General features: G+C 71.2%; 13 protein-coding genes. 2 read left to right on the top strand and 11 right to left on the bottom strand.

What is annotated here, in order from left to right; all coding sequences use genetic code 11:
• Positions 1-169: 169 nt before the first annotated feature.
• The 6 genes from KF837_10395 to KF837_10420 form a co-directional block, all read right to left on the bottom strand.
• Positions 170-481 carry a (2Fe-2S)-binding protein gene (locus tag KF837_10395; GenBank protein ID MBX3227716.1) on the bottom strand — a complete coding sequence of 104 codons (312 nt, stop codon included), beginning with the start codon at positions 479-481 and terminating at the stop codon, positions 170-172.
• Positions 482-509: 28 nt separating this feature from the next.
• Positions 510-1,772 (bottom strand): DNA adenine methylase, encoded by a 1,263-nt coding sequence (locus tag KF837_10400; GenBank protein MBX3227717.1) that lies wholly within the window; start codon positions 1,770-1,772, stop codon positions 510-512.
• Positions 1,769-2,197: a hypothetical protein gene (locus tag KF837_10405; GenBank protein ID MBX3227718.1), complete on the bottom strand. Its 429-nt coding sequence runs from the start codon at positions 2,195-2,197 to the stop codon at positions 1,769-1,771. The genes KF837_10400 and KF837_10405 overlap by 4 nt, the downstream gene beginning before the upstream one ends.
• A 182-nt stretch (positions 2,198-2,379) precedes the next feature.
• Positions 2,380-3,102, bottom strand: a complete 723-nt coding sequence (locus KF837_10410; GenBank protein MBX3227719.1) for an outer membrane lipoprotein carrier protein LolA — start codon at positions 3,100-3,102, stop codon at positions 2,380-2,382.
• Positions 3,103-3,124: 22 nt separating this feature from the next.
• Positions 3,125-3,739, bottom strand: coding sequence for a crossover junction endodeoxyribonuclease RuvC (gene ruvC, locus KF837_10415; GenBank protein ID MBX3227720.1), 615 nt, complete (start codon positions 3,737-3,739; stop codon positions 3,125-3,127).
• A 21-nt stretch (positions 3,740-3,760) separates the two neighbouring features.
• Positions 3,761-4,510 carry a YebC/PmpR family DNA-binding transcriptional regulator gene (locus KF837_10420; GenBank protein MBX3227721.1) on the bottom strand — a complete coding sequence of 250 codons (750 nt, stop codon included), beginning with the start codon at positions 4,508-4,510 and terminating at the stop codon, positions 3,761-3,763.
• A 78-nt stretch (positions 4,511-4,588) separates the two neighbouring features.
• On the opposite strand from KF837_10420, the gene KF837_10425 reads away from it, so the two are divergent.
• Positions 4,589-5,716, top strand: a complete 1,128-nt coding sequence (locus tag KF837_10425; protein ID MBX3227722.1) for a hypothetical protein — start codon at positions 4,589-4,591, stop codon at positions 5,714-5,716.
• Here KF837_10425 and KF837_10430 read toward each other — a convergent pair.
• The 5 genes from KF837_10430 to KF837_10450 all read right to left on the bottom strand — a co-directional run bounded on the left by KF837_10430 (position 5,682) and on the right by KF837_10450 (position 17,979).
• On the bottom strand, positions 5,682-8,060 hold the full coding sequence (locus KF837_10430) for a hypothetical protein (GenBank protein ID MBX3227723.1): 2,379 nt from the start codon (positions 8,058-8,060) through the stop codon (positions 5,682-5,684). The two genes, KF837_10425 and KF837_10430, sit on opposite strands and share 35 nt — an antisense overlap.
• Before the next feature lie 116 nt (positions 8,061-8,176).
• Entirely contained in the window at positions 8,177-11,935 is a 3,759-nt protein-coding gene (locus tag KF837_10435; GenBank protein MBX3227724.1) for a hypothetical protein, read from the bottom strand.
• Between the two features lie 2 nt (positions 11,936-11,937).
• Positions 11,938-15,744, bottom strand: coding sequence for a transglutaminase domain-containing protein (locus KF837_10440; protein MBX3227725.1), 3,807 nt, complete (start codon positions 15,742-15,744; stop codon positions 11,938-11,940).
• A gap of 639 nt (positions 15,745-16,383) precedes the next feature.
• Complete coding sequence (locus KF837_10445; protein MBX3227726.1) at positions 16,384-17,148, bottom strand: Uma2 family endonuclease; 765 nt, start codon at positions 17,146-17,148, stop codon at positions 16,384-16,386.
• A gap of 102 nt (positions 17,149-17,250) precedes the next feature.
• A complete protein-coding gene (locus KF837_10450; protein ID MBX3227727.1) occupies positions 17,251-17,979 on the bottom strand; it encodes a hypothetical protein in 729 nt (242 codons plus the stop codon).
• Positions 17,980-18,189: 210 nt separating this feature from the next.
• Between KF837_10450 and icd the strand changes: the two genes are divergently transcribed.
• On the top strand, positions 18,190-19,476 hold the full coding sequence (icd, locus tag KF837_10455; GenBank protein ID MBX3227728.1) for an NADP-dependent isocitrate dehydrogenase: 1,287 nt from the start codon (positions 18,190-18,192) through the stop codon (positions 19,474-19,476).
• Positions 19,477-19,480 lie beyond the last annotated feature (4 nt).

Raw genomic sequence — 19,480 nt, forward strand, 5'->3', positions numbered from 1 at the left:
CCACGCCGAAGCGCGAACCCGAGCAGCACCGGGCCCCAGAAGCGGCCGCGAATGCGGGCGCGAAGCGCCCCGAGCGCGCCAGCGCGAGGGCCGTGTCTGGGGTGGGGTGTCGGGGCAACGCCCCGACGCTGAGAGCGGGGTGTCGGGGCGAAGCCCCGACGTTGAAAGCTCAGTATTCGTTCTGTGCCCGAACCGTCACTTTTCCGTCGCCGGGACGCAGCTTTGCGCAGCAGGCGAGGCGGAAGCGGGGCGGGGCGGAGAGGACCGCGTCGAGGACGTCTTTTTCGTCTTCTTCCGGCGGGAGCAGCAGGTCTTCGCCTTGGAGGACCTCGATGTGGCACGTCGCGCAGCTCGCGCTCCGGCACGAGAACGGGATCGGCGCCGAGTTGTCGTCGATCAGATCGGCGAGCGCGCCTCCGTCGGGAGCGTTCACCGTCTTCTTCTGGGAGCCGTCGTGCGACTCGAACGTGATCTCCGGCATGACCCGCCGTCTCTTACCACAAGGTGCGTCACCGCTTCGTCAGAAGCAACGCGTGCTCGAAGCGCGGCCGGTCGCGGAACGCGTCGGCGGTGGGGCCGTGGAAGTGCGGCCGCGCTTGCGACGCCCGCGCGATCGGGACGAGGCGCCCGCCCCGCTCCGCGACGCGCGCGACGACGTCGTCCGCGCGCACCGCGATCGGCCCGCGCGGCGTCGTCTGCGCCGAGTCCGCGATGAGGAGCACGAGCGCGCCGTCGCGCCGGAGCACGCGCGCGAGCGAGGTGAAGAGCTTCGTCAGCTCGCCCTCCCAGGCCGCGTGCGTCTCGCGGGCGCCGAGGCGCGCGTAGTTGCGGCGCGCGCCGATCTCGCCGCGCGCGAGCTTCCTCCCGTCGAGGCCGAGCCAGCGGAGGCGCATCTCGTGGTGCGCGAGGTAGTCGTACGTCGCGACGTACGGCGGCGAGGTGATGACCGCGTCGATCGCGGCGTCTTCGACCTTCGCGAGCACGGTCGCGTCGTCCTCGTAGACGCGCGCGCGCGGCGGCGGGAGCGCTCGGGCTTCCGAGCGCGTCTCGAGCAGCGCGAACAGCTCGTCGAGCCGGCGCGCGAAGTCCTCCGCCTTCTTCACGAAGAGCTTCGACGGATACCCGGCCGCGATGCGCTTGCCGACCTGCTCCTCGGTCGTGTCGCCGCGCCGCGCGCTCAGCTTCACGAGGATGGATGAGAGGACGAGCGCGAGCTCGGGGCGCGTGGAGGCGGGGGCCTCGGCGATGCCGGCGCGCAGGCCGTCGAGCTCGAGGAGCACGTGCGGAGCGAAGGACGCGACGTCCTCCGGCGGGAGGCGCTTCGTCGCGCCGGCCTTCGCCTTCCGCCGCTTCTCGGCGTGCTCCGCGACGCCGTGCGCGGCCGAAACGAGCGCGGCCGTCTTCTCCGGCGCGTGCGGGAACGTCTTCGCGCGCGCGAGCATCACCGCGATCGGGTTCAGGTCCGAGCCGATCGCGCTCCGCCCCGCGAGCATCGCCTCGACGAGGACGGTGCCCGATCCGCAGAACGGATCGAGGACCGTCCCGCCCTCGGGCGAGAGCTCCTCGATCAGCCGCCGCGCGGTGACGGGATGCGCGCGCGCGGGGTAGGAGTGGAAGCCGTGGACGTGCGCGCGGTCCTCCGCGTCCTCGTCCTCGGTCGGCGCGACGTCGATCGCGTGCGCGAGGATCGCCGCCGCTTCGCGATCGCCGCTCGTCTCGACCTCGCCGCCGACGTTCGTGAGCGCGCGCCGTCGCTTGATCGGCTCGCTCACGCGCGGCTCCGCCTCACTTCGCCTGCGCCTTCTCTCTCGTCGAGCGCGGGGTACTCGTCGCTCGAGAGGTCCTCCGTGCGGTACACGATGTCGTCGCCGCCGGCTTCGACGTCGATGCGGACGCGCGAGCGCGCCGCGCCGTCGGTGAGGAGGCGCTCCGCGCGCGCGGGATCGATCGCGAGCTCCTTCGCGACCTTCTTCGCGGTCGTGCCGCCATGCGCGAGCTCCTCCGCCGCGGCGAGCCACGCGCGCTCGCCGGACTCGGTCGCGGCCGCGCGCGCCTTCGTCGCGCGGCTGCGCGAGCGGAGCGCGAGGAGGAGCGGCGCGGCCGCGGCGGCGAACAAGACGATCTTGCCGACGAGCGCGTCGGGCGTCGCCACGAGCGCGACGAGGGTGACGAGCACCGCGAAGACGCCTTGCACCACCGTCGCGATCGACGCGTTGCGCGCGGCGTCGAGGTGCTTCTTCTGATCCTTCAGCGCGAGGGCGGCGGGCTCACCGCCGGCGTTCTTCGGGATGCGCGGACCCCCGCATACGCCGCACGCGCCGTCCTCGATGACCGAGGCAGCCTTGCAATGCGGGCACTCGCTGAGGTTGGGCTCGGGAGTCAGGGCTTGATGACTTGTGTGCCCGGCGGCGGCACGAGCGTGAAGGCGTCGGGAGGGATCGGGATGTTGACCTTCGGCTCCGTGAAGTCGAAGCGGTTGCGGTTGCCCTGCGCGTCGACGATGAGCGCGCGCCGCACGTGGAAGGTGGAGGCGTCGACGTAGAAGAGGACCTTCGTGTACGCGGCGGTCTCCTTCTTCGGGCTGCCGACGAGGACCTGGCCGCCCGGGAACTGCATCGCGGCGCCGTCGTACATCACGAAGCTGAACGCGTCGGCGAGCTTGCCGGTGCCGGTGAGGAACGACAGCGCGGCCGGGTACTGCGACTTGTCGATCGCCTGCTCGAAGAGCTGCTTGTTCGCGGCCTCGTACACCTTCAGGATCGTGCCGTCGGAGACGACGCGGTTGCCGGCGGGCGTCTCGTAGTCCCACGCCATCTTGCCCGGCTTCGAGAAGAGGACCTTGCCCTTCGAGTCCTTCGTGATGTTGTGCGACTTGACGAAGAACTGCTGCGTGAAGGGGCTCGAGAAGGAGGTCGTCCCGTCGTAGAACGCCTGCACCTTCGCGACCGTCGCGTCCGTCGTCGCCTGCGGCGCGGGCTGGGGCGCGGGCGGAGCGGGGGCCGGGGCCGGCGCGGGGGCTGCCTGCTGTGCGTCGGCGGGCGACGTGAGCGCCGCGACGGCGGCGAGGGCGAGGGCAGCGACGAACGAAGCGGTGCGGGCCATGAAGACGTCTCCGAGGGAAAGCCTATCTATTGGACGAACGAGCGCCGCGCAATATTGCCTGTAAAGCTGGCTTTGCATTCGCCCGGCCGGAGAAGCCGCGAGCGGGACCGTTCGCTCCAAGCAGTGGAGATCCCTGCAGATGCGTGACGGCGATGGCGAGCGCGTCGGCGGCGTCGGAGCGCGGCGCCTCCGGGAGCCCGAGCACGACGCGGACCATCTGCGCGACCTGCGTCTTGTCGGCGCGGCCCGCGCCTGCGACGGTGCGCTTCACCCGCGCGGGGGCGTACTCGAACGACTCGATCCCAGCGCGCGTGCAGACGAGGAGCGCGACCCCGCGCGCGTGCCCGAGCTTCGCCGCCGCGGACGCGTCCTTCGCGAAGAAGAGCGTCTCGATGCTCGCCTGCGACGGCTTGTAGCGCGCGATGACCTCGACGAGCGCGCGCTCGATCGCGACGAGCCGATCGCCGAGCTCGCCGACCTTGTCGACGTCACAGACCCCGTGCGCGACGTGCGAGAGCCGCGTCCCGTTCTTCGCGACGATGCCCCACCCGAAGTGACGCGTCCCGGGATCGAGGCCGAGGACGACGTTCACGCGGCTCCCGCGCGCGACGCCCGTGCGCCGCGCACGCCCGCCCATCGAGCGGGCGCGGCGCGGAGGTCACGACTGGTGCGCATCCATGTCCTCGTCGGACACGTCGAAGTCGGCGTACACGTTCGCGACGTCGTCGTGATCGTCGAGCGCGTCGACCAGCTTGAGGAGCTTCTGCGCGTCGTCGCCGGTGACCGACTTCGTGGCTTTCGGGAAAAACGCGAGACTTGATTCCTTCACCGCGACGTTCGCCTTCTCGAGCGCGTCGAGCACGGCGTTGAGCGCGTCGGGCGCGGTGGTGACGGTCCAGGTCTCCCCCGCGTCGGTGTAGTCGTCGGCGCCGGCGCCGACCGCGATCTCCATCAGCTGGTCCTCCGTCGCGGCGGACTTGTCGAGGAGGATGGCGCCCTTGCGATCGAACGCCCACGCCGCGGTGCCGGCGCTGCCGAGCACGCCGCCGTGCTTCTCGAAGATCTTCCGGATCTCTGCGACCGTCCGGTTGCGGTTGTCGGTCGTCCCCTCGACGAGGTAGAGGACGCCGCCCACGCCGGTGCCTTCGTACAGGACCTCGTCGACGGGGGGTCCTTCGATCTCGCCGGTGCCGCGCTTCACCGCGTTCTTGATCGTGTCGCCCGGCATCGACTTCGCCTTCGCGTCGGCGATCGCCTTCCGGAGGCGCGGGTTGTTCTCGGGGACGCCGCCGCCGAGGCGCGCGGCGACGGTCAGCTCTTTGATGAGCTTCGTGAAGAGCTTGCCGCGTTTTGCATCGACGACACCTTTCGTGTGCTTGATCGTCGCCCACTTGGAATGGCCGCTCATGCTTACGGACCGTAATGAAAGGTCTTTCCGGCTTCAATTACTTTGCCGAACCCTCGCGTGCGAGGCACATTGAACGATGTGCTGCCCCGGGTCGTCGGCGGGTGCGCCAGCCTCTTCCTGATCGCGTGTCGTCCGAGCGAGGCGCCGCCGCCGCCCGAGCCGGACGACGCGGTGACGGCGCCGGAGCCCGAGCCGGAGCCGAAGGCGGTCGAGCCTGCGCCGAAGCGCGTCGTCGTCGTGACGATCGACGGCGTGCGCTGGGAGGACGTCCTCGGCGCGACGCCGGAGACGTCGACGCTCGCGATGCCGAACCTGCACCGCCTCGTCAAGGAGCGCGGCGCCGCGTTCGGCGGGGCCGACTGTCCGTACGAGGTCCGGACCCACGGATCGGTGAACGTCTCGTTGCCCGGCTACCTCGAGATCTTCACCGGCAAGCCGACCGCGTGCACGCACAACTACTGCCCGGGTCCGGACGTGGACACGTTCGTCGACGAGGCGCAGAAGAGCTCCGCGCGCGCCGGCGACGTCGCGGTGTTCGCCTCGTGGGACCGCTACGGCTACGCGAGCGCGCGCGATCGCAAGGGCGTCGTGATGTCCGCCGGCGCGCGCACGACCACGCTCTCCTTCGCGAAGGAGGACGCGAAGATCAAGTCGCTCCTCGCCTTCGGCGCCGCCCACGCGGGCTACCCGGGGTGGGGGGACTACCGCCAGGACGTGCATACTGCACGCATCGCGCTGCGGTACCTCGAGACGAAGACGCCGCGGCTCCTCGTCGTCGGCCTCGGCGACGCGGACGAGCAAGCCCATCGCGGCGACGTCGCCGGCTACAAGCGCGCGATCGCGCGGTCGGACGACTTCCTCGGCGACCTCGAGCGCACGCTCGCGCGGATGGGGCCCGAGGGCGAGCGCACCGCGGTCCTCGTCACGACCGATCACGGCCGCGCGCGCTCGCTCTTTCGGCACGGCGCGAGCCAGCCCGAGTCCGGCCGCGTCTTCGTCGCCGCGTGGGGCGCCGGGATCGCGAGCCAGGGCGTCGCGTGCGCGCCGGAGGACCTCGAGCTCACACACGTGGCCGGCGCGGTCCGCGCGCTCCTCGAGATCGAGAGCGCGGAGCCGGCCGGCCCGCTCGCGGAGGCGCTCGGTCTTCCGAGCGCCTCTCGGACAGCGCTGCTTACTTCGGACCCGGCGTCGCGCAGCGTCCGTTGATGCACTGGTAGTTCGGGTTGTTGCAGCAGTCGGTCGTGACGCTGCACCGCTCGAACTCCTGCGCGCAGATCGGGACGACGTTGCTGCAGACGAGCGCGCCGCTCGCGTTGGGACGGCAGAAGCCGCCGCAGCACTCGTCGCCCGACTCGCAGCCGTTGCCGTCGTCCTTGCACGGATCGACGACCCAGTAGCCGCGCATGTTGCCGGCGAGGAGCTCCTGCGCGGGGAGGTAGAACGCGGGGTGGCTCGGATCGGTCCCCGGCGGTGCGTTCAGATCGATCGCCGCGACCCAGAGCTTCTTCGTCGTCGGCTCGGTCGTGAGGTCGTGGTAGCGCGGGTCGCTCCAGAACGGGTTCTGCGTCGCGACGTTGCCGTAGAGGCGGCGGCTCGTGAAGACGACCCACGCGTAGCCGCCGGAGGGGACCGGGTTCACGGTCGGCTCGTAGTTGAGCGTCTCGTCCGCGCCGTCCTCGTGGCCGGAGCCGGCGGGGCCGCTCGGCAGGTAGCCCTTGCCGTTCAGCTTGTCGAGGCGCGTCGCGATCGGCGTGCCGGCGACGTTGGTGTGGGCCCACCAGAGCTCGGCGTGCGTGCCGTGGTCGCGGCGGTAGACCCGGTCCGGATCGAGCGGCTTCGAGAAGTCGTTGTCGACGTGACCGTTCGTGTCCTGCCGCGAGCGCGTGCCGCCGTAGTCGCGGCCGTTGTATTCGGTCTCGACGTGGAAGACGACGGCGTCGTTCGTCGGGAGGAACGCGGGATAGAGCGCGGAGTGCTCTTCGTTCGGCGGCGTGTAGATGTGCTTGACCGGACCGAACGTGCTCGTCGCCTTGTCGAACGTCGCGTACGCGAGCGAGCGCTTGTCGGCGAAGGGAGCGCCGCCGCCGGCGAACGTCGTGAACGCGAGGCCCTTGCCGTCGGGAGAGAACGCGGGGAACGCGGCGCGGAGGCTCCCCGGCCAGCCCGCCGTCGTGATCTTCTCCGGCTCCTTCGTGCCGCCGCCGCTGGCGACGCGCCAGAGGCTGTTGCCCGGCTGTCCTTCGCCGGAGCCGGTCGAGCCGTCGGCGCTGCTCGAGTCGTTGAAGAACATCGTGCCGTCGGGGTAGATCGCCGGCCACGCGTACGGCGCCTGCACGATCGAGGGATCGCCGGCCGAGCCTTCGGGGCTCATCACCGTCTCGGCGCTCGGCGTCTGGGTGAGGTCGTAGGTCGAGAACTTCCGCTGCCCGCCGGTACCGCGCTGCGTGATGAGCGCGGACCCGTTCGCGGCGACGGAGTGGCAGACCCGGCAGTAGCTCACGTCGCCGTCGCCGCCGGCGACGAGGATCGGATCGGTCGAGCCGCCGCGCACGCCGAGCGTCGCGCCGCCGAACGGCTCCTTCACGCCGGGGGTCGAGGTGAGCGCGCCGTCGTGGTTCTTCGCGAGCCTCGTGCCGTACGAGTTGTAATAGACGATGCCCTTGAGCGGCGCGGACGCGACCTTCCACTTCACCTTGAGCGGGCCGTACGCGACGCCGTCCTTCGCGAAGGTGAGGGTGATCTCGACCTCCTCGCCCTGGTTCGACGACAGCATCTGCTTCCACGCCGCCTGCGAGATCGGGTGGTTCTTGAACGGGCCGGTGGGGGCGTTCTTGGCGTAGAAGCCTTCGTAGTCGAACGCGTCCTCTTTGATCTTGATCGAGAGCGCGTCGTAGTCGCCCTTGTCGCCGGGCTTCCACATCAGGAGCGGCGCGAGGATGCCGCGCGGCCACACCGTGCCGTCGTACGGATAGAGGAGCGTGAGGTTCGGATCGGCGACCGGCGATCCGTGGAGGACGTCGATGTTGGCCTGACTGACGGAGCCGCCCGGAGGATCGCCGCCGACGCCGCCGTTGCCGCCCGCGCCGCCGCCGGCGTCCGGGCTCGTCGCGCCGCCGTTCTCCACCACCTTGAGCCGCACGGTGATCTTCGCGCGCGCGGTCTGACCTTCGTACGTCGCCGTGATCGTCGCGCTGCCGCCGACCGCGCCCGACGCGGTGAAGAGGCCCGTCGTGAGCGCGATCGTCCCGATCTCGCCGCGGTCGATCGCCCACGACGCCGGGATCTCCTGGCCCGAGCTGATGATGCGCGCTCGGAATTGGGTGGTCGGCATCGGCGACCCGACGACGGCGTCGAGCGTCTGCTCCGCGGGGACGATCTCGATCGGCGATCCGATCGGCGCGCCGTCCTGACCGCCGCTCGACGTGCTGCTGCTGATGAGCGGCGGGTTGCCGGACGATCCGTCTCCGCCGTCTTCGTTGCCGTTCCCGCTGCTCGTCCCGAACTGGCTCCCCTCGCTCGAGCCGCACGCGGCAGCGATGGCGAGCGACATGGATCCGAGCACATAGGCCAAGTGAATTCTGCGCATGGCAGAAAGATACAGCTCTAGCGGTTGTCCCCAGCGTCACCCGAACAGGTGCGGCGACAATGAGTAGGTCGAGGTCGGAGCTAAGGCGCGGGCGGCTTCACGCGCGTGCTGGCGCGGAAGGCGTCGTCGGCGTGGTGGGCGGCGGTGACGAAGGCCTCGTACTTGTCGCGCGGGACGGTGCCGGTGACGACGTCGAGGGTGAAGTCCTCCTCCATCGACGTGCCGGTGACGTTGATCTTCCGCGTCGCGCTGAAGAGCGGGCCCTTCGCGTCGAAGGGGCCCGGCACGCGCGCGATCTGCGCCTTCGCGGGGAGCTCGACGCGGCGGCGGACGTGGTACTGCGTCGCGCGGTTGATCGCGAGCGCGCTCTCGCGTGCGGCTTGCGACGCGTACGTCGACGAGAGCGTCGTCACGAACGGGCGCGGGAAGACGTAGTGCACCGGATCGAGCCCCGGCAGGATCCACGCGCGCGTCTCCGGCTTCGTGCCCTCGACCTGCGCGTACGCCGGCGCGGTGAGGTCGGCGCGGATCGCGACCTGCCAGCTGCCCTCGGTGGACGAGAGCTCCACCTTCTCCACCGTCGCGAACGGCACCCAGCCGAGCGCGACGCCGCGGAGCGCGCGGTCGCGCTCCACGCCGACGATCCGGACGAGCGCCTCGGCGAGGTTCTGCGCGGTGTTGCCGCGGAGGAGGACCGTGATCGTCCCCTTCGCGTCGCCCTTGTCGTCGACCGTGAGGCGGATGTCGATCTCGTCGCGCTCGATCTCGTCGCCGATCGTGGGGAGCGGCGCGATGCGGCCGTCGGGCCAGAGCGCGTTGCGGCCGCGGAGCTCCGGCGAGATGCGGCCCGCGGGGAGCGGCGGTCCCGCGACGTCGGCGTCGATCCACACGTCGACCGCGCCGCCCGGCGCCTTCGGATCGGGGACGTGCGCGATCGCGAGGGGATGGAGGAAGCGCCCGAAGTGAGGCGGGAACGACACGCTCTCCGAGAACGGATCGTTCTCCGCGACCGCGATGTCCGTCTTCACGCCGAGCTCGCGCAGCGCGTGCACGATGAGCCAGGTGCGGCTCCCTTCGTGCGTGACGAGGATGTTGCGCGCGGTCATGCCGTGGTTGCCGCCGCGACCGAGATCGAGGTCGGACAGCACCATCCCGTTCGCCTCCTTCACCGCCTGGCCCGAGGCCGCGACGATGCGGTCGACGAGCTCGCGCGACGGCGCCGCGCCGCGGGCCGCCTCGCGCGCCCACTGCGAGACCTCGGGCGACGGCGACTCGAGCGACGCGATCGTCTCGCGGAGGCCGCGCGCGACGTCGTCCCACGTCGCGGTCGAGAAGCTGATCCCGACGCTGCGGTCCATCTTCGCGACGCCGGCCTCGAGGCGGCGCACCGCGCGGTCCTTCATCTTCCAGACGAGGACCTTGCGATCGCCCTCCGTCGCCTCCTCCGCCTTGCCGAGGAGCGGGTGCGTCCAGAGCGTGCTCTTCACCGCGGTCGGGTAGCGGAGCTCGATCGTCGCGTCGTGCACGGCGGTGCGCTCCGGCAAGAGGTCCGGCGTGTCGATCCCGACGTTGCCGGTCTCGTTCGGGATCCCCCAGCCTTCGTAGATCGCCTCGACCGCGTCGCCGGCCTCGAGCTGCGAGAGGTCCGCGTGCGACTGCGCCGCGCGCGGCGTCGGGTCGGGCAGGAGGACGCGGCCGTCCTTCTTGAAGATGCGACGGCGGAGGATGCGGACGTTGTCGCGGCCGTAGAGCATCGGCCCCGCGGCCTGCGCGTTCGACTCGACGTCGGTCGTGCCCATCACGCGACGGACATCGAAGACGGTGAAGCGCACGAGGCCGTTCGGCGCGACGTCGTAGCGCTCGCGGTGGACGAGGACCGCGGTCGCGGCGTTGGCGAGCGCGGCGCCGAGGCTCGCGTCGTTCACCGCCTTCTCCGCGACGCCGTCGAACTGGCGGATCGGATCGTCGCCCGAGTCGCGGAGGATGCCGGGCAGCGCGGAGGGAGCGTCGCGCGCGGACGGCGCGAGGCGGAGGAGGTCGTCGGTCTTCGTCTTCGCGGCGTAGAGCGACGAGAGCGCGCGATCGCCCGGGTTCATCTGCGCGAGCAGCTTCGTCGCGCGGCCGAGGTCGCCGGCCTCGAGCGCGCTCCGCGTCGACAGCGAGAGATAGAGCTGGCTCGTGCCGGCGAGGGCGCGGAGCCGCTCGAGCTCCCGCTCCGCGCCCGCGCGATCGCCGACCGCGACGAGGGCGCGATGGCAGGCGAGGCTCGAGCGATCGGGGACCCGCGCGCTGCAGTCGAAGGCGACGAGGTCCTTGCCGGTGCGCTCCTCGGTGACGCGCTCGGTGTCGACGATGAGCGCGGTCGTCGCGAGCGGCCCCTTCGCGCGATCGAACGCGGCGCGCGCGCGATCGTAGAGCGACTCGCGGCCCGCGACCTGCGCCTCGAACGCGTCGAGGAGCGCGGGGACGGAGGGCTTCGTCTTCGCGCGCAGCGCGTCGAGATCGGTGAGCGCCTCGATGTTCGCCTCGGCGCGGCCGCGGCGCGCGCCGGCGAGGACGGCGTGCTCGAGGACGGCCTCCCACGATTGTGGGAACGTCTCGAGGACGCGCTCGTAGGCGGAGCGCGCGCGCTCCTGCGACTTCACGCTCGGGAGATCGCGCGCGGCGCGGACCGCGCGCCCGTACACGAGCAGCACGTCGGGCGACGTCGACGGGGCGGCGACGCTCGCGGCGAGGAGGCTCTCCGCTCGCGCCGGCTCGTTGCCGGCGAGGGCGCCGAGCGCGATCGCGATCCGCTCGGGCTCGGTCCGGGGATCGGGAGAGGGCTCGATCGGCGTGACCTTGCTCACGGTCGAAGCGGCGACGTCGCCGGGCTTGAGCGCCCACACCGGGAGCGGATGGCCCTTCGCGTTCCACGCGCCGATCTCGACGTTCTCGAAGTCCTGCTCCATGCCGACGCGCACCGCGAGGCGGAGGCGCCCCTTCGTCGCGTCCATCTTCGCGAAGCGCGGGACCGTGCGTCCGCCGAGCGCGTGCGGGCGCTGGATGACGACGGCGCCGCCGGCGCGCATCACCGCGGCGGACGAGGAGCGGAGCCCGACGCCGATCGTGCCGCGCTCGGGGACCGCGACGTCGACGATGACCTCGCGCACGCCGAGGACGGGCGTCTCCGCGTAGAGCGGGAGGTAACAGCCGAAGGCGGAGACCTTCATCGGCCGCACGCGCGGGATGAAGGGGCCCGGCCCCGGCACCTCGGCCGGGAGCGCGCCCGGCTTGTCGAAGAGCGCGGGCTCGCTCGCGGCGCTCACGTTCATCCACGCGACGGGGCCGGCGAGCTGCGCGCTGCGAGCGCACCCCGTCATGTCGCGGAGCTTGTCCGCCGCGGCGGCGTCGCCCTTGCGCTCCGCGATCGTGAGGCGCGCGCGCGCGACGAGGCCGCGCACGAACGGGCCCTCCGCGCCGGCGGCGATCTTCGCGAGACGGTCGTCGATCGCGCCGCCCGCGCGCGCGAGGTCGTCGGGCCGGACGCGGTCGACGAGCGCGCTCGACGACGACGACTGCACGAACGCGGCGACGTCGCGGTGCACGAGCGCGTCGAGCGCCGCCATCGCGACCGACACGCTGGTGGGGTTCTCCGGCGATCGCGCGGCGCCCTCGAGCGCGCGGAGGTACATGTCCGCGGCCTTGGCCTGATCGCCGCCCGCCTCTTCGTGGAACGCGGCGACGAGCGGGGTCGCGACGTCGGCGTCGCCGCGCGGCGCCTTCACGTCGCGCGGACCGCCGCACGCGGCGAGGAGGAGGAGCGGCGCGAGGCCCTTGGCGAGGAAGGAGAGGCGCATGTTCACTTCGCCTCCACGAGGCGCACTTCCTTGTGCATGAGGGCGTCGACCTGCTGCACCCACGCGCGCCACGCGGGGTACTTGTCGACCGGGATGAGGTGCTGGTTGAAGGAGACGCTCCGCTTGATCACGATCGCGCGCGGGTCCTTCGGATCGCGCGCGATCTCGAGGTGGGCCTTGCCGAACTCGCCGCCGTTCGCGTCGCCGCCGGGGGGGAGCTCGGACCACGCCATTCCTTGCGGCGCGATCGCGCGGAGGGTGCGGTTCTGGTGGTTCGGCGCGAAGTAGGCGGGGAGGAGCACCGGCAACGTGCGGGTGGGGAGCGGCGCGATCTGCGAGCCGTACGTCGCGGCGGGGGAGAGGGGGAGGACGAGGTCCTTGTTCTCGCGCCGCGCCATGCCGCGCGACTTCGCCTTGTACTTCACGAGCGCCTCGCCGTTCTTCAGGTTGCCCTCGAAGTCGATCTTCTTGTCGAGGTCGATCGTGGGGAACCACGGCTCGACGAGGTTGTTCTCGACGTACTGCGCGCGCGCCTGCGCCTCGCCGATGTTCGTGCGGAGCCAGAACGCGGAGTCGCCGGAGTGGCGCTCCTCGCCGGTGAGCTCGCCGGAGCCGTCGGCCGCGACGTTCACCGTCCAGGTGACGTCGGCGCCGTGCTCGTCGGGCGAGCTCGCGGGGAGCGTCACGATCTCGGCCGGCCCCGCGTCCATCCGGAGCGCGACCGCGCGCGCGTCCATCGAGGGGATCGGGCCGAGGCGCGACTGCGGGCTCGTCGCGTCGAGGTACATCCCGGGCTGCCCGTTCTGGCCGGGCAGGTAGGCGATGCCGTGATCGAAGAGCGGTATCGCCGCGTTCTTGCCGAGCAGGAGCGACGGCTGGCCCGTCATCCGCGTCTGCACCATGACCTCCTGCGCCTCGATCCCGATCGAGCGGAGGAGGGTGATGAGGAGGATCGCCTTGTCGTCGCAGTCGCCCTCGCGCCGCGCGAGGAGCTGCTGCGGCCGGTTCGGGAGCCACCACTCGCCGCTCACGTAGTTCACGTAGCGGATGTCGTCGGCGACGAAGTCGAAGAGCGCGCGGAGCTTCTCGTCGCGCGTCTTCTTGCCCTTCGTGAGCTCGGCGGCGAGGCGGCGGACCTCGTCGTCGGGCTCGGTGAAGCCGCGGATCGCCTCGCCGTACCACTTGCGGAAGTCGGCCCACGTCTTGAAGGTGGAGCCGACGATGACGGGCGCGACCTCGGAGGTGTGCGGCGCGAGCGGCTCCTCCGGGACGACGAGCGGCTTGTCCCAGATCAGCTGGACGACGTGGACGTTCCGCTCCTTGTCGTCCTTCTCGATCTTCTTGTACGGCGCGAGCTTGTCGTTGAGGACGTCGACGTAGAGCGGGTGACCGGGCGAGGTCTCGACGATGACCTCGTTGTAGAGGAGCGGGTGGCTCGCCGGCGAGCCGGCGTAGTCCATGAAGTAGAACGGCGCGTCGCCACGGCCGCCGACCGCGGTGCTCGTCCACTCGCGGACCGCGACCTCCACCGTGTCGCCGGCCTCGAGCTCGGGCCAGCGGATGCGCGGGCGGTTCCCGTCGTTGTGCTCTTCGACCGGGAACGCGATCGCGCCGTCCTTGCGGTGCACGCGCGCCTTCAAGATCTCGATGACGTCGCCCTCGGACGGGATCATCTCGAAGAGCTCGCCCTGCGTGCGCGGCGGGATCACGATCTCGCGCCCGTACTGGATGAGCTGCGAGACGCGGTTGTCCGGGTGCATCCGCACCGCGCGGAGCCAATGGAGCTCGCGATCGGCGACGTCGGGCGGGCCGGCGGGCACGCCCTTCCTCCGCGCGAGGATCGTCTCGCTCTTCACGAGGTACCGCTCGTCGTCGCGCGCCTCCGCGCTCTGCGCGGCGGCGGAGGGGCCTTGGCCGGGCTTGCCGAGGCGCATCGCGAGCTCGGCGCGGTACTTCGCGTCGCCCGGCGCGAGCTCACGCGCGCGGCGCAGGGCGACGAGCACGGTCTGCTGATCGCGCGCGTCGCTCGACACCGTCGCGAGCTCGCGCGCGAGGCCGGCCCACGCCTCGGCACGGTTCGGGGCCCAGAGCGCGATCGTGCGATAGAGCTGCGCGGCGAGCTCGTGCCCGCCCGCCTCGACGACGTGATGCGCGACGCTGAGCGCCTCGTCCGCGTCGTCCATGCCGCCCGCGAACGCGTCCTTCGCCGCGGCCTCGACGTCGGCGCGGGTGCGGGAGCCCATCGCGTCGACGAGGACCTCGCCGCGCGTGCCGCGCCGCGAGAGCTCCTCCGTCGTCTCGACCCACGTCGTCGCGTCGGTGGAGCGCGCGATCGACGCGAGCTCGAAGAGGATCGCGAGCGGCACCTGGCTCCGGTTCGCCTTGAACGCGGCGGTGAGGTCGCGCCCCGCGCGGAGGTGGAGCGACTCGACGCGGAGCGCCTTCGCGATGTGGCCGGAGAGCCAGAGCGCCTCGCCGTCCTGCTTCTTGTCGAGCCCTGCGCCGCGGAACGACGCGATCGCCCAGTCCGGCGTCTCGGAGTCGAGGTGCTGCTCGACGAGGCGGCGATCGACGAACGCGATCGTCGTCGCATCGTTCGCCTTCACCGCCGCCGCGCGCGCGCGGTAGAGGCGCGCGCTCTTGTTCACCGCGGACTCCGTGATCCACGCCGCGATCGCGAGGCGATCGGGATCGAGCGCCTGGTTCTGGAGGTACGCGTCGAGCTGGCCCGGCGCGCGCGGGCTCTTCTCGTCGTCGCCGCCGGCGATGGAGCGCACGATCGCGGCGTTGAGCAGCGCGTCGCCGCCGCCCTTGCCGCTCGCGGTCTGGACGAGCGGCGTGACGACCTTCGTGAATTTCACGCGCTCCTTGTCCTTCGCGCTCGTGGACCACGGCAGCGTCTCGCCGCTCTTCGGCGCGAGGTCCGCGCTCGCCGTGAGCTTGGGGAGCGGCGCGCCCTTGTCGTCGGTGACGCGCAGGCGCACGCGGCCGGAGTCGTCGAGCGCGCCGGTGCAGACCTTGGCCGCGACGATGTGCGGGCCTGCGGTCGCCTCGACCTTCGCCGCGAGGCGATCGAAGCGCATCGTCTCGTGGACGTCGTCGCTCTTGTCGAGGTCGGTGCCGTCGAACACGAGGCGCGCGGTGCCGGCCGCGGCGAGGCGCACGACGATCGACCGCTTCGCGTCGAGCGTGATCTTCGACGCGATCCAGGTGCAGCTCTCCTTGCGCGGGGCGACGAAGAGATCGAGCGGGACGCCGCGCGCCTGCGTGAAGGTCGGCGGGAGCGGACGCCACCGGACCTCGACCGTGCCCCACGAGTAGACCTCCTTCGGATCGCCGAACGCGGCCGCGGTCTTCTTCGTCTCGGGCCCGTCGTGCGCGTCGAGCCCGCCGCCGGTGTCGCGGAAGGGACCGAGCACCGCGACGTCGCTGAGGATGCCCGCCTCCGTCTTCGCCTTGTCCGCGCCGGCGGGCGTGCCCTCGTCGGCCTCGAGCGATCGCGCGAGCGCGGCGGCGTCGCCGCGGACGTCGCTCTTCTCCGGCATGCCCGCGATCGCGTCGCGGATCGCCTTCAGCGCGGCTCCCTGCGCGGCGCGGTCTCCGACCTGCGCGATGACCGCGAGCGCGGCGACGCGATCGCCGTCGGTCGGCCCCGCGATCGCGCGCGCCTTGTGCGCGTCGATCGTGAGGTCGGGCGTCTCGGCGGTGTAGCGCGGCGGGCGTGCCTGACCGCTCGCGCTGCCGGTGAGCATGCTCGCGGCGGCGAGGAGGGCGACGACGACACTAGAAGAGGAGGGGAGAGACGGCATCGCGCCCGACACTCTAGGCCGAAACGCCGCCGCTTACCGCGCGAAATCAAGGCTTTAGCGCTGGGTTTGCGCACTTTGAGCGGCGTTGAGTTGCGCATGTTGCGTAATAAGCCACAATGAGAGCCGAGGGCGCACCTTGAACCACAACGACTCTAAAGACGTGACGCAGGAGGATCGCTCGATCGATCCCGACGCCACCGAAGTCGTGGCGATGGATTTCGAGGAGCTCCTCCACATGGAGCTCGACGCGCTGAAGCGGGAGGCGGCGGCGTCGCCGCCTCCGCCTCCTCTTTCCTCCTCGTCGGTTGCGACACCTGCGCGCCGGCCCGCTCTCCTGCTTCCGCCGCCGCGCCGCTCGTCGTCGTCGCGGCTGCCGGCGGCGCGCGCGGGCATCCCGCGGATGCCGATCCACACGCTGCCGCCTCCCGCGCCGGAGGACGACGACGACGACGCGGCGACGTCCTTCTACGATCGCAAGTCGGTTCACTCTTCGTTGCCGAAGGTGAAGGCTCCCTCGGTGCGCAGCGTGAAGTTCCCCGCGGGCGACTTCTCCGCGCCCTCATCGCCGCTCCCGCTCTCGGTCGGCGCGCTCGCGGTCGCGAAGTACGACGCGGGCGACAGCCAGGGCCTCACGCCGTATCAGCCGGCGCTCGCGCCGACGTCGCGCCGCGAGCTCCACGCGCCGGCGACGGGACCCGCCGGCAGCGCGTTCGAGAGCCTCGCGCCGACGTCGATGGGCTCGATGTACCCGAGCTTCCCGCCGGCGGCGGCGCAGCCGCGGGCGTTCGCCTCGACGCTCGCGCTCGTCCTCACGATCGTGTTCGCGCTCGGCAGCGTCGCGCTGATGAGCGTGGCGCTGATGAAGCCCGACGTGCTCGACCGCAGCAAGGTCGTGTTCGGCCTCGGGCCGAAGAAGGACGCCGCTCCTCCTCCGCCGGCGGCTGCTGCGGCCGCGCCTCCTCCGCCGAGCGCGGCGGTCGCGGTGCCGCCGGTGTTGTACCAGGAGGGTGCCATCGAGGAGGTGGGGGAGCACGAGACGGTGCTCGTCTTCTCGGCGTCGTCGAAGGGCCACCGCGTCTTCCTCGACGGCCGCGTCATCGGCGAAGCCAACGAGCAGGGCCTCCTCACGGCCTGCGGCAAACACAAGCTCCAGCTCGGCTCCTCCGGAACACCCCGCCCCGTCGACCTCCCCTGCGGCGGCAGCTGGACCGTCGTGGAGTAGCGCACGGTGAGCACGTACTCACGAAGCGATGCCAGCGTCTGGTAGCTCTTGAACTTCCCGTCGCGATCGTAGCGCTCCGTTGCGTCGGAGAGGACCTCGACGATGACCGTTGGATTGGTGATGGCCTCTGCCAACGAGCGACCGTTCTTGACGACCGTCGCTCCTGGCCTCGAGCTCGAGATACTCCTCGTAGCTGAAGGTTACGGGAGAGGCGGCGTTCATCGCGCGTAGCGAAGCCTTGCACGCGGTCCCTGAACCTCCGAGCGCTCGCGCCCGAGCGCCGCTCAGGCCTGCTTCTTCTTCCCCGCGCGCACCTTCGTGCGGTGCTTCCACGTCGTCTTCTGCTTGGTCGCCGGGGTCGCCTTCTTCTTCTTGAGCGGCTTCGATGCGGCGGTCTTCGGCTCCGTCGTGGCGGTCGGCTCGGAGATGGCGTTGCCTTCGGGGGCAGGGGTGGTCTCGGGCGCTGCGGCGGCGGGCGCGGGCGTCTCTGCTTCCGCCGGCTGCGCGGCGGCGATGGGCGTCGTCGGTGCGGGGATCGTCGTGGTCGCGATGGTCGGGGACGGGTGCGCCGGCATGTAGCGCCACGCGGCGAGGCCGCCGACGAGGAGGCCGAAGACGGCGACGGCGGCGAGGCGGCTGCCCGTGCGGCGCGGCGGAGGGATCAGCGCGAGCTCGGCGCTCGTGAGGTCCGGCTCCGAGGCGAGGATGCGGCGCGGGAGGGGCGGCGGGCGCGGGATCTCGACGAGCTCGATCTCGCTCGAGACCGGACGGATGCTGTCGTCGACCCCCGCGGCCTCGGCGAGCGTGCGCCAGTCGCCGCCGCTCGGGCGCTGCACGCGCGTGTGGAGGCCGATCTCGCCGCGCTCGAACGAGGCGTCGAGCTCGTCGACGCTCATCGCGCAGACCTGACCGTTCGCGAGCTCGACCTGCCAGAGGTCGCGCGCGACGTCGGTCCAGAGATCGACGGAGTCCATCTTGGCGCGGGCATGCAGGGCGCGGGGTGCTTGGGACATGGCGTGGCGACCTCGACGGTGGCGATAGCATCAAGCACGCCCGCTGCCACCTTGTTTTCCGCCGAAATACGCGGGAGAGACGCGCATTTCCGCTGCCTCCGGTCCTCACGTACCCGAGGCGATCGAGCAGCAGGCAGCTGTTCGCGCCGGCCGCCAGGCGTGGTAACTCCGACTCCCCCCTAAACCCTCAAACCCTCGCGAGGTTCGACAATGTCCGCTGCTCCGAATGGCCAGCCGATCACGATGGGCGCTGGAAACAAGCTCCAGGTCCCCGACAACCCGATCATCCCGTTCATCGAGGGCGACGGGACCGGCCGCGACATCTGGCGCGCGAGCGTCCGCGTGTTCGACGCGTCGGTCGAGAAGGCGTACGGCGGCAAGAAGAAGATCGCGTGGCACGAGGTGCTCGCGGGCGAGAAGGCCTTCAAGCAGACCAACAACTGGCTGCCGGACCAGACGGTCGAGGACTTCAAGAAGTACCTCGTCGGCATCAAGGGCCCGCTCACGACGCCGATCGGCGGCGGCATCCGCTCGCTCAACGTCGCGCTCCGCCAGCTCCTCGACCTCTACGTGTGCCTCCGCCCCGTGCGCTGGTTCAACGGCGTGCCGTCACCGGTGAAGAAGCCGGGCGACGTCAATATGGTGATCTTCCGCGAGAACACGGAGGACATCTACGCCGGCCTCGACTGGGAGGCGGGCTCCGCCGACGCGAAGAAGATCCTCGCGTTCCTCGAGAAGGAGTTCCCGAAGGACTACAAGAAGATCCGCTTCCCCGGCACCACCGGCGTCGGCATCAAGCCGGTCTCGCAGGAGGGCACCGAGCGCCTCGTGCGCGCGTCGATCGACTACGCGATCAAGAACAAGCGCAAGAGCGTCACCCTCGTCCACAAGGGCAACATCATGAAGTTCACCGAAGGTGCCTTCATGAAGTGGGGCTACGCGCTCGCCGAGAAGGAGTTCGGCGATCACGTCTACACCTGGGGCCAGTGGGAGAAGACGAAGGAAGCGAAGGGCGAGGACGCCGCGAACGCGGAGCAGAAGGAGCAGCTCGCGAAGGGCAAGGTCCTCGTCAAGGACGCGATCGCCGACATCACGCTCCAGCAGGTGCTCACGCGCGCGAAGGAGTTCGACGTCATCGCGACGCTGAACCTCAACGGCGACTACCTCTCCGACGCGCTCGCGGCGCAGGTCGGCGGCATCGGCATCGCGCCGGGCGGCAACATCAACTACGTCACGGGCCACGCCATCTTCGAGGCGACGCACGGCACCGCGCCGAAGTACGCCGACCTCGACAAGGTGAACCCGGGCTCGGTCGTCCTCTCCGGCGAGATGATGCTCCGGCACCTGGGCTGGACCGAAGCGGCCGACCTCATCATCAAGGGCATGGACGGCGCGATCTCGAGCAAGAAGGTCACCTACGACTTCGCGCGCCTCATGGAGGGCGCGACCGAGATCAAGTGCAGCGAGTTCGGCGACAACATCATCGCCCACATGTGAGGAC

It is taken from the genome of Labilithrix sp. (assembly GCA_019637155.1).
In the GTDB taxonomy this organism is placed as follows: domain Bacteria; phylum Myxococcota_A; class Polyangia; order Polyangiales; family Polyangiaceae; genus Labilithrix.